This is a genomic window from Halalkalibacterium ligniniphilum (assembly GCF_000334155.1).
Classification (GTDB): Bacteria; Bacillota; Bacilli; order Bacillales; family Bacillaceae_D; genus Halalkalibacterium; species Halalkalibacterium ligniniphilum.
The window spans coordinates 16,077-27,378 of the sequence record NZ_ANNK01000048.1 but is presented as its reverse complement, the minus strand read 5'-3'; the positions used below and the strand labels follow the sequence as shown (position 1 = coordinate 27,378).

Annotated in this window: 8 protein-coding genes and 1 other annotated feature; of the genes, 4 read left to right on the top strand and 4 right to left on the bottom strand. The window is 42.1% G+C overall.

Annotated features, from left to right (window positions below; translation table 11 throughout):
* Positions 1 to 113 precede the first annotated feature (113 nt).
* Positions 114 to 1,358, bottom strand: a complete 1,245-nt coding sequence (gene tyrS, locus BLT_RS0104190; RefSeq protein ID WP_017726557.1) for a tyrosine--tRNA ligase — start codon at positions 1,356 to 1,358, stop codon at positions 114 to 116.
* Positions 1,359 to 1,422: 64 nt separating this feature from the next.
* Positions 1,423 to 1,632, bottom strand: a binding site (T-box leader).
* Between the two features lie 127 nt (positions 1,633 to 1,759).
* On the opposite strand from tyrS, the gene BLT_RS0104185 reads away from it, so the two are divergent.
* Positions 1,760 to 4,663 carry a transglycosylase domain-containing protein gene (locus BLT_RS0104185; protein ID WP_017726556.1) on the top strand — a complete coding sequence of 968 codons (2,904 nt, stop codon included), beginning with the start codon at positions 1,760 to 1,762 and terminating at the stop codon, positions 4,661 to 4,663.
* A gap of 217 nt (positions 4,664 to 4,880) precedes the next feature.
* Here BLT_RS0104185 and acsA read toward each other — a convergent pair whose 3' ends face one another.
* A complete protein-coding gene (gene acsA, locus BLT_RS0104175) occupies positions 4,881 to 6,596 on the bottom strand; it encodes an acetate--CoA ligase (protein WP_017726554.1) in 1,716 nt (571 codons plus the stop codon).
* A gap of 217 nt (positions 6,597 to 6,813) precedes the next feature.
* Here acsA and BLT_RS0104170 point away from each other — a divergent pair, with 217 nt between their 5' ends.
* The 3 genes from BLT_RS0104170 to BLT_RS0104160 are packed head-to-tail and all read left to right on the top strand — an operon-like array spanning position 6,814 to position 9,292.
* The gene (locus BLT_RS0104170) at positions 6,814 to 7,446 is read left to right on the top strand and encodes a GNAT family N-acetyltransferase (RefSeq protein ID WP_017726553.1); all 633 of its coding nucleotides are present in this window, start codon (positions 6,814 to 6,816) and stop codon (positions 7,444 to 7,446) included.
* Positions 7,447 to 7,481: 35 nt separating this feature from the next.
* On the top strand, positions 7,482 to 8,126 hold the full coding sequence (locus BLT_RS0104165) for an acetoin utilization AcuB family protein (protein WP_017726552.1): 645 nt from the start codon (positions 7,482 to 7,484) through the stop codon (positions 8,124 to 8,126).
* Complete coding sequence (locus tag BLT_RS0104160) at positions 8,123 to 9,292, top strand: acetoin utilization protein AcuC (protein WP_017726551.1); 1,170 nt, start codon at positions 8,123 to 8,125, stop codon at positions 9,290 to 9,292. Before BLT_RS0104165 ends, BLT_RS0104160 begins: the two co-directional genes overlap by 4 nt.
* A 66-nt stretch (positions 9,293 to 9,358) precedes the next feature.
* Here BLT_RS0104160 and BLT_RS0104155 read toward each other — a convergent pair whose 3' ends face one another.
* Positions 9,359 to 10,063: a 5'-methylthioadenosine/adenosylhomocysteine nucleosidase gene (locus BLT_RS0104155; RefSeq protein ID WP_017726550.1), complete on the bottom strand. Its 705-nt coding sequence runs from the start codon at positions 10,061 to 10,063 to the stop codon at positions 9,359 to 9,361.
* Positions 10,064 to 10,247: 184 nt separating this feature from the next.
* Complete coding sequence (gene ccpA / locus BLT_RS0104150; protein WP_017726549.1) at positions 10,248 to 11,249, bottom strand: catabolite control protein A; 1,002 nt, start codon at positions 11,247 to 11,249, stop codon at positions 10,248 to 10,250.
* Between the last annotated feature and the right edge of the window lie 53 nt (positions 11,250 to 11,302).

Below are 11,302 nucleotides of genomic sequence, written 5' to 3'. Positions count from 1 at the left end.
ACCATTTACAAGCTGAAGCAATCTTGAGCCGCTTGCACTAGACAGCTTAGAAAGAAATGTTCTGCTTTCCTATCCTCAAACAAAAAGAGACAGGTGTTCACCTGTCCCTCCTTTTAGTTTTTACGGATTTTCGCAAATTTTCGTTTTCCTACCTGAACGATAAGCCCATCTTCTATTTGGACTTGAAGTTGAACATCCTCAACCTTCTCTCCGTTCAATTTGACACCGCCGTTTTGAATCATTCGTCTAGCTTCTCCCTTAGAGGCTTGCAGCTTAAGCTCAACAAGAAGATCAACAATCCAAACGGTTTCTGCCCCGCCCCATTCCACTTCTGGTAAATCTGTTGGTAAACTGCGGTTTTGAAAAACCGTTGTAAAATATTCTTTTGCTTGTTCTGCTGCTTCCTTGCCGTGATACATCCGGACAAGTGTTGCACCAAGGTTCATTTTCGCATCACGAGGATGGACACTTCCATTTGCTAAGCCTTGCTCTAATTCCTTAATTTCTTCCATCGATAGATCGGTCGCTAGCTCGTAGTATTTAATCATTAATTCATCTGGAATCGACATTGCTTTACCAAACATTTCATTTGGCGCTTCATCAATCCCAATATAGTTATTTAAGGACTTAGACATTTTACGCTCGCCGTCCAATCCCTCGATTAACGGAAGCATCATCGCTACCTGCTTTTCTTTACCGTAAGCGTCTTGGAGGGTACGTCCCATTAAAAGATTAAATTTTTGATCGGTCCCGCCTACTTCAATATCAGACTCTAACGCAACTGAATCATACCCCTGCATCAATGGGTAGAAAAATTCATGAATGGAAATCGCTTGCCCTGATTTGTATCTTTTTTCAAAATCATCTCGTTCAAGCATACGTGCAACCGTCATTTGACTTGAAAGCTTAATGACCTCCTCGAAATTTAAAGGACTTAGCCACTCTGAATTATAGTAGATGGTTGCTTTGTCCATATCGAGAATTTTTCCATATTGCTCGACGTAGGTTTGTGCATTGGCTTTCACTTGTTCATTGGTTAATTGTTTTCTCGTTTCTGATTTTCCTGTTGGGTCCCCAATTCGTCCCGTAAAATCACCAATAAGCATTTGAATTTCATGGCCCAATTCCTGAAATTGACGAAGCTTGTGAAGAACAACCGTGTGGCCAATATGAACATCTGGTGCAGATGGGTCCATCCCTAATTTCACTTTTAAAGGTCTACCTGTTACGACCGATTGCTCGATCTTTGTACGGAGCTCATTTTCTGGAACGATTTCAACAACTCCTCGTTTAAGAATAGCTAACTGACGTTCCACTTCTTCTTTTTGTTCTGGAGATAATGACAATTTTTCTTCCATTTCAAGTCCTCCTTGAGTCATCTTCTACTTTCATAACGTAAAAAAACAAAAAAACCCCTCCCTAAAAAGGGACGAGGTTAGTCGCGGTACCACCCTTGTTGGAGATCAGATCTCCCACTCTGACACGATAACGGAATGACCGTTCCTTGCAATTCACGTTCACAAGGAAAGCTCCAAGCTGTAATTCACATGACGTTTTTGTGCTGGTTCTCAGCAACCACCAGCTCTCTGAAACAGGGAAACGTATGCTACTTCGACTATTCAACGCTTTTTTATATACCTTTGTTTTTTATCATAATGCATTTCATCTGTCAACTTCAAAATATATGAAATCCTTCCAAACCATATTAAATAAGGACACAATATGCTATAATTACCGTTATATTTAGGAGGTTGAAGTCATGAAAAAATTCATTACTACACTTCAGTCGATTTCTGAAACCCTTCAAGAAAAGAAAATTTTTCACCAGATCGGTATCACATACCAAGTTTTTTGGAATCTCTTCCTTGTCTTTATTATACTCGGCCTTATGTCGATTGTTTTTATTGGTGGAGCTGGTGCTGGCTACTTTGCCTCACTCGTCCAAGACGAACCCCTTCGTAATGCCGATGAAATGAAGGAATCCATTTACAATTATGAAGAAACGAGCCAAGCCTATTTTGCAAATAATGTCTTAATCGGTGAGCTCCCAACAGAAATCGAACGTCATCAAGTTGCTCTTTCCCATGTCTCTGAACATTTATTAAATGCAATCATAGCAACGGAAGATGAATATTTTTATGAACATGATGGAATTGTACCTAAAGCAATTTTGCGCGCAACCTTTCAAGAGTTTGCAAACTCTTCCGTCCAAACTGGGGGAAGTACGCTCACACAGCAGCTCGTTAAAAATCAAATTTTAACAAGCGATGTTTCATTTGACCGAAAAGCAACCGAAATTCTTCTTGCTATGCGTCTTGAAACCTATCTAGAGAAAGAAGAAATTTTAGAGGCCTACTTAAATGTTGTACCGTTTGGGCGGAATGCATCAGGTCGTCAAATTGCTGGTGTTCAAGCTGCTGCACAGGGGATTTTTGGTGTCGATGCCAAAGACTTAACAATCCCTCAAGCTGCTTATATTGCTGGCCTTCCCCAAAGCCCCTTCGGTTATACACCTTTCACTGGGCAAGGAGAAGTAAAAGAGAACCTTGAGCCAGGGCTTGATCGAATGAAAACCGTCTTGCGCCGTATGCATGAGGGAGGGTATATCACAGAAGCTGAATACGAAGAAGCACTTACTTACGATCTTCGTGAGCACTTAACAAAAGCTTCGGCTTCACCCATCGATGAGTTTCCTTACTTAACTTATGAAGTGATGCGAAGAGCAGAAGACATTCTTGTACAAAAAAAGCTTGAAGAAAAAGGGATTAATCTTAGTGAGCTAGAAGGTGAAGAGCGAACTGAAACGCTAAACCAACTACAGCGTGAAGCTTCGGCAGAGCTTGTTCAAAGTGGTTACCGTATTCATACAACCATCGATAAAGACATCTATGTTGCGATGCAAGAGTCAGTAAATAACCCAAATCTTTTTGGACCAAATCGTGGTGACCAGCAAGAAGAGGTAGGCGCTGTGTTAATTGAAAATCGCACGGGTGCGATTAAAGGCTTTGTCGGTGGCAGGAACGAAGGCAGTGATGAAAACCATTACAACTATGCCACACAAGCTTATCGACAAAATGGCTCGACAATGAAGCCTTTACTTGCATACGCGCCAGCCATGGAAGTGGGAGCGGTGCAGCCTGGAATTGTTATTCCTGATACCCCTGCCACTTATCCTGGTACGTCTCAACAAATTAATAATTTCGATCGACAATACTTAGGCTTGTTATCAGCACGTGAATCATTGGCACGTTCACGCAATGTACCAGCCGTGCGCGCCTTTTTACAAGTTCCTCATGAGCAAGCGAGAGAAACGATGAAAAAATTCGGGTTCCGTATAAATGAGGGTGAACCGTATCCTGCAGCTCCATTAGGCTCGACGGATTATAATGTGACAGTCGAGCAAAACACGAATGCTTATGCAACGTTTGCGAACGGAGGAAAATTCATTCAATCGTATTTAATTGAACGAATTGAGACAGCTGATGGCGAGCTTGTTTATGAGCATCAGTCCGAAGCTGTTGACGTATTTACACCGCAAACCTCATATCTCATGATCGATATGATGCGGGATGTTCTTCGAGGAGTCGGGACGGCTAGTTCACTGCCTGGCCGCTTAAAGTTTTCAGCGGATTGGGCGGGTAAAACAGGAACATCAAGTGATGTGCGTGATTCTTGGTTTGTAGGAACCAACCCTAACGTTACACTTGGTGTATGGATTGGATACAACCAACCACAGGAAATACAACGAACGGTAAATGGACTGCGTTATGGTCCAAGAACACAGCAGATTTGGGCAAATATTGCCAACTCCGCTTATGATCAAGACCCTGAACTAATGGCCCCAAGCCAACCCTTCGCAATGCCTGAAGGAATTGTTCGACGCTCCATCTGTAGTTTAACTGGGATGTTGCCTTCAGCGATATGCGAGCAAGCAGGACTAGTAACATCGGATTTATTTAATGCGAAATTCGTACCTGGTTCGACGGATTCCAGTTTAGAAGGAGCTAGATATGTAACCATTGATGGCATGAACTACCTAGCGTTGGCATCAACGCCAGAAGAGTTCACAGACTTTGGCGTGACCATTTCAGAGGATTATTGGGGAATTAACAGCCTATCTGAATATTTACCAGATGGTTTTAACAACCTCGTTCCAAATCGAACAGCTCCCGATAACGGCATGACACCAAGTGCTGTCAGTAATATTAGCCTAAATGGACAAACCTTATCATGGGCAAAACACCCTGGAAGCGATATTGTGGGCTACCGAATTTACCGAGCTTCAGGGGATAGCAACCAATACAGTCGGGTTAGTAGTGTCAAAGGAAATGAAACGACATCATATACTGTAGGGGGAGGAAACTACTCTTATTATGTAACAGCTGTTGATACAGCAGGCCGTGAATCAGGTCGCTCATCCACTGTTTCTAGAACTGGAGCAAGCCCTAATAATCAAGCGAGCCCAGAACAAACTCCGGCAAATGGCCAAGAGTCGAACGGGGATGCCAATCAAAGTCCAGAGAATGGCAATGGAAACAATACACCTCCATCGAATGGTGGCAATGGCAGCAACAATGGTGGTACTCCATCAACACCGACTCCAACGCCAGTACCAGTACCAGAGGACGATGAATCGAATGATGAACCCCAAACAGGCAGATAAGTGAAATACAAGGCTATCTTTTAGTGGTGCGAGGTCACAGGCTCCTGTAGCTAGACAGCTTTGAAATTATTATTCTGTCTTACGTTCAAAAGAAAGACGCCTTGACAATGAACAAGGCGTCTTTCTTTTTCCTTTTCCTTCGTTGCTTTCACCTTGTAATCATTCAGTGGGTCAAAAAAAATCCCCTTGCTTATTGTAAAACAAGGGGACATGATGATTAATCTTCCATTGTAGAAAGGTCACCTGTAGGTAAATCCAACTCCCAAGCTTTCAATACACGCCGCATGATTTTTCCACTGCGTGTCTTCGGCAGCTTTTCTCTGAATTCAATTTCACGAGGGGCTGCATGGGCCGCCAACCCTTTTTTAACAAAGTTACGGATATCTTCTTTTAGCTCATCTGTTACTTCATAGCCATCACGCAAGGCAACAAATGCTTTAATAATTTCCCCGCGTACTGGGTCTGGCTTTCCAATCACACCCGCTTCAGCAACAGCTGGATGCTCGACGAGTTTGCTTTCTACTTCAAATGGGCCAACACGCTCGCCTGAAGTCATAATGACATCATCAATACGTCCTTGGAACCAGAAGTAGCCATCTTCATCCATATATGCTGAATCTCCAGACACATACCAGCCTTCGATTTCAAAATAACTATTATATTTCTCTTCATTTTTCCAAATGGCACGCATCATCGACGGCCAGCCCTTTTTAATCGCCAAATTTCCCATTCTGTTTGGCGGAAGCTCATTTCCTTGATCGTCGATAATTGCTGCTTTCACACCAGGAATTGGTTTTCCCATCGATCCTGGTCGAATATCCATGGACGGATAATTACAAATGAGCTGAGCTCCTGTTTCTGTCATCCACCATGTATCATGAATGCGAAGGTCAAATACCTTTGCTCCCCAGCGGATTACTTCAGGATTAAGCGGCTCACCTACACTGAGAATATGACGAACTGGTGATAGATCATACTTCTTCACCAATTCATCTCCAGCACTCATAAGCATACGGAAGGCGGTTGGAGCACTATACCAAACACTTACTTTATATCGTTGTAATGTTTCGTACCAGTCAGCAGGACTAAAACGTCCCCCACGAACAACATTGGTTACCCCACAAAGCCATGGAGCAAAGATGCCATAGGACGTTCCTGTTACCCAGCCTGGATCCGCTGTACACCAGTATACATCATCCTCTTTTAAATCTAACACCCATTTCCCTGTTTGATAATGTTGAATCATTGCATTATGAACATGGAGAACACCTTTTGGCTTTCCAGTAGAGCCAGACGTATAATGAAGAATCAATCCATCTTCACGGTCAACCCATTCAATTTCTAATTCTGCATTTGCAGCTTTTAGTTGTGATAGAAAGTCTTTATAAGGTCCATCTTCCTTTACATTCTCCCCAACAACAAAAACGGTTTCTAGATGAGGGAGATCATCTACTGGGACACGCTCTAGCAATTCAGGTGTTGTAATGAGTACTTTGGCTTCACTATCCTCTAAGCGGTCACGGACAGCCCCCTCCATAAATGCTTCAAAGAGCGGACCAACAATTGCACCCACTTTAATCGCGCCAAGGAGTGCAAAGTAAAGCTCTGGTGAACGAGGCATGAAAATAAATACACGATCCCCTTTTACTACACCTGCATCTCGAAGAACATTACCCGCTTTATTTGAATGAGCTTTCATCTCTTCAAACGTATACTTTTCGTCTCTTTTTGCATCACTATAATAAAGAGCGATTTTTTCTTTATAAGTAGATTCGGCATGCCGGTCAATAGCTTCATATGCTAGATTAATCTTGCCAGTCGTAGACCATGTAAATTCTTTTTCAACAGACGCCCAATCAAATGAACGTGCAGCTTCAGCATAGTTTTGTAGATTATGATTTCCTTCTTTCGATGGAAGCGTTTGCAGTTTCATTACTCATCTCCCTCTCTTTATGTAGTGTTCCACCTCTATTATAGTACAGTTTGAAAATTTATTCAATTTAAAATTGTACAGACAAGAATTGTATGAGAAAATAACCTTAATTCTGACTTCGTTAATTTTGTGGCAATTCGCTAAAAACCGCCATTAACGTAAATGGATTCATGTATACTAAAAGAAGAAGCTTGAATAAAGGTGGTTCAACAAAAACATGATTCATAAGAAAACCTATTATTCCATGGAACTGGAAGTTCGTGGCAAGGTGCTTATTATCGAAGGACCTTTGACAGGCGAACAACTTACTTCCTTGGATTTTCATGAAGGTCTTGTTGCTTTTAGACCCCCAGCAGAACAGAAAAAAGCGTTAGTTGGTATTGCTGATTTACCAGAAGGGCGGATCAATGTTGTCCGTGATGGAAATACTGTTGTTGGTTATGTGACATTCCTTTATCCCGATCCGATGGAACGTTGGTCAGAAGGAAAAATGGAAGATCTCATTGAACTAGGGGGCGTAGAAATTGCAAAGGAATACCGTGGTGCTCAGGTAGGTAAAACCCTTCTTCGCTTTTCGATGAAAGATGATGCGATGGAAGACTACATTATTATTACAACTGAATATTATTGGCATTGGGATCTCAAAGGAAGTGGATTAGATGTATGGGCCTATCGTAAAGTTATGGAAAAGATGATGAACGCTGGCGGACTTGAATGGTATGCTACCGATGATCCTGAAATTTGTTCTCACCCAGCCAACTGCTTGATGGTCCGAATTGGAAAACGAGTCAAGCCAGACTCCATTGAGAAGTTCGACCTGCTTCGTTTTCAAAATCGCTTCATGTACTAATTTTCAATGCTTTTGACGAGAGGAGTGTTTCTTAGGTGCTTATTGAAGAAATTATGAGTCGGAATGTTATCACCTTATCTGAAGGCAACACGATTCAAGAGGCGATTGAAACATTACAACGGCATCGCATTCGCCACCTTCCGATCATTAACCATAACGAGGACATTGTCGGCATCGTGACAGAAAGTGATATACGTGATGCTAGTCCATCTATTTTTCGTGCTGAAGAGCATAAGGAAGACTTCCAAAAGCCGGTCACAACCATTATGCAGCGAGAAGTGATAACGGCTCATCCCTTGGATTTTGTCGCCGAGGCGGCCTGGCTTATGTATGAAAATCATATTGGTTGCATTCCAATCACTGAAAATGAAAAGTTAGTTGGCATTCTTACTGAAACGGACATTTTGCACACTTTAGTGGAACTGATGGGTGTCCATCAACCAAGCTCTCAAATAAACGTTCGAGTTGAAAATATATCTGGAAAATTAGCAGATGTTGCAGCCATCTTAAAACAAGAGCGAACCAACATTACGAGCGTGCTTGTCTATCCTGACAAAGACAGTGCGTATAAAATTCTTGCATTTCGTGTACAGACGATGGATCCACGGGGACTTATTTCAAAAATTGAGTATGAAGGCTATGAAGTGCTCGCACCTAAATTGCCTGGGATGTCTTTATGAAAAAAGCAGCCTTTATCTACTCCGAAAAACAGCTTGCTTATCAATTCAACAAAAATCACCCCTTTAACCATCAGCGATTGAATCTAACGTTCGATCTATTAAAAAAAATGAATGCGATTCAAGATGAGGACATTGTTTTGCCACGCATGGCTACAGATGAAGAGCTAGCTCTTATTCATGATCCGTCCTTTATTGATGCTGTGAAAGCAGGCAGTCGCGGAGAGCTCAGTCAAGCAGTTGCTCAAAATTTCGGTTTAGGGACCGATGATACTCCAATGTTTGCAAATATGCATGAGGCTGCTGCATTACTAGTAGGTGGTACACTGACAGCTGTCGAACAGGTCATGGAAGGCAAAGCTCAGCACGCCGTTCATTTGGGTGGCGGCTTACATCATGGCTTTCGCGGCAAAGCATCAGGTTTTTGCATTTACAATGACAGCTCGATTGCAATCGAATACATGCGACAAAAATACGGCGCTCGAATACTGTATGTGGACACGGATGCCCATCATGGGGACGGTGTGCAATGGGCCTTTTATGACGAGCCAAATGTTTGCACAATTAGCATTCACGAAACCGGTCGTTATTTATTCCCTGGCACCGGAAATGTAAACGAAAAGGGACAGGGGGAAGGCTATGGGTTTTCCATTAATCTGCCAATTGACGCCTTTACTGAAGATGACTCATTCCTCCACTTGTATGAGACAGCCTTCAGAGAAGTCATTGATTTTTTTAAGCCTGATGTGATTTTAACGCAAAACGGGGCTGATGCTCATTTTCATGATCCATTAACGCACCTCTGTTCTTCCATACGTACGTATCATGAAATTCCTAGATTGGCCCATAAGCTAGCCCATGAATATTGTGACGGACGTTGGATCGCTGTAGGTGGCGGTGGTTACGATATATGGCGAGTCGTCCCGCGAGCATGGGCGATGATTTGGCTAGAAATGACCGACCAACTTAGTAAGGCTGAAGGAGCTCTTCCTGAAAGCTGGCTCCATCAATGGCAAGCACACGCACCAGAACCACTTATTTCAACATGGCACGACCCTAAAGACTCGCTCCCCACGATTCCGAGAAGAGCTGAAATCAATGAAAAAAATATGAAGACACTTGAAAAAGCCTTATATCATATTCGTCATGAAATGAAAACGCAATCATAAAAAAAAGGAAAAATAACCTGAGAAATAATCATTCTATCATCGGAAGTAAAAAAGCTTGAGTTGCACTCAAGCTTTTTTCATATGCTTTAGCATGTCGTCAACAATCACATGGGACCGCTCACTTGCCAAATCGGTAAAGGTAGTAAAGCTCATCGTTGCTTCTCCGTTTGCTTTATCAGAAATGGAACGAATAATCACAAACGGAATCGAGGAAAGCGTCGCAACGTGAGCCACCGCTGCCCCTTCCATCTCTACACATTTTCCATCGAATAATTGATAGAGCTCTTGCACCTTATTATGATTTGCAATAAACTGGTCTCCACTTAAAATTCTGCCTTTTAACACCTGATGCGTTGATTGCTTTTTTGCCGCCTGTTCTGCCAAATTCACAAGGGATTCATCGGCCAAAAAGTCTGATGAACGTTCAAACATAGGTACTTCCCCTTGTTTAAAGCCAAGTGGCGAAGCATCTAGATCATGTTGCATCGCACTTGTAGAAATTACAATATCCCCAACTTCAAGTGAGGGGTCTAGGGCACCAGCTACACCGGTAAAAATCAAATGTGTCACCTCGTATGTATCAATCAGAATTTGTGTAGCGACAGCCGCATTTACTTTCCCTACACCTGATTTAACTAATACAATTATCTGGTCGTGCATTATCCCCTCATAAAAAACAAACGAGGCCTTCTCCGTTTTAGTTGACACACTCATTTCCATTTTAATTCGTTCGATTTCTTCATTCATTGCCCCAATGATTCCAATTTTCAATGCAGCTAGTCCTCCTTCATTCCTAATCGCTGTTCGTCAAAAATCATGAAAGCACCCCCTGACAAATATGCAGGGGGTTTACTGTTAACTCATTGCACTTTTTATACTAGGCCACAATTGAAATTCTACTTAATTGTTACTAGCTCGTAACACTAGCACTCAATATCGTCATGAGAAGAGCAGGTTATGCTTTTGTTGATTGACGAAATTCAATCCGGTGAGGAAGCTCAACAACATGCTCTGATACTTCTTCCTTGTTCATTAATTTTGTTAACAGGCGCATTGAAACTGCACCGATATCATACATTGGTTGAACGACCGTTGTTAATGTTGGCCGCACCATCGTCGCTAAGCGTGTATTGTCAAAGCCGATAACATCAAAATCCTCTGGAATCTTAAAGCCTTTATCTTGCGCACCATGAATGACACCTAGAGCCATTTCATCCGTGGATGCAAAAATAGCCGTTGGCCGTTTTTCTAAATTTGCAAAGGTATCCATCGCTTCCATACCAGAATCGTACGTATAATCTCCAATGACAATAAGGGATTCATCAAAGGCTAGTTTCGCATCTTCAACTGCTTCTCGATAGCCCGCAAATTTTTGGTACCCGTTAATTGGGTCGTCTAACGGACCTGACAACATGCCTATTCGTTCATGACCACTTTTCAGTAAATATGTAACCGCATCATAAACCGCTTGCTTATAATCAATGTTAACAGATGGAATCTCTTTGTTCGCATCAAGGGTTGCTGCCAATACAACAGGTACTGGAGAACGCTTAAATTCCTCCACATGCTCGTCCGTAATATGACCACCCATAAAGACAATCCCATCTACTTGTTTTTCAAGTAATGTATTGATTAAATGAATTTCTTTGTCCTTGTTTTGGTCTGAATTACAAAGGATGATGTTATATTTATACATCGTTGCAATGTCTTCAATTCCTCGAGCAAGCTCTGCAAAGAAAATGCTTGATATGTCAGGGATAATAACGCCTACGGTTGTTGTTCGTTTGCTTGCAAGGCCACGGGCTACCGCATTAGGCCGATATCCAAGTCGATCGATCGCTTCAAGAACTTTTTTCCTTGTGGCTGGCTTAACATTAGGGTTCCCATTAACAACACGGGAAACCGTTGCCATCGATACACCAGCTTCTCTTGCAACATCATAAATCGTTGTATTCAATGTGATCCTCCTCTATTTAAAAGCTTTTTATTCAAGTTAGTGTATTGTTATCA

What these genes read in the sequence shown, in the direction of transcription:
- BLT_RS0104170 (WP_017726553.1), top strand. Translation starts at nt 6,814, where the DNA reads ATGATTCATAAGAAAACCTATTATTCCATGGAACTGGAAGTTCGTGGC.
- acsA (WP_017726554.1), bottom strand. Translation starts at nt 6,596, where the DNA reads ATGAAACTGCAAACGCTTCCATCGAAAGAAGGAAATCATAATCTACAA.
- BLT_RS0104185 (WP_017726556.1), top strand. Translation starts at nt 1,760, where the DNA reads ATGAAAAAATTCATTACTACACTTCAGTCGATTTCTGAAACCCTTCAA.
- BLT_RS0104160 (WP_017726551.1), top strand. Translation starts at nt 8,123, where the DNA reads ATGAAAAAAGCAGCCTTTATCTACTCCGAAAAACAGCTTGCTTATCAA.
- tyrS (WP_017726557.1), bottom strand. Translation starts at nt 1,358, where the DNA reads ATGGAAGAAAAATTGTCATTATCTCCAGAACAAAAAGAAGAAGTGGAA.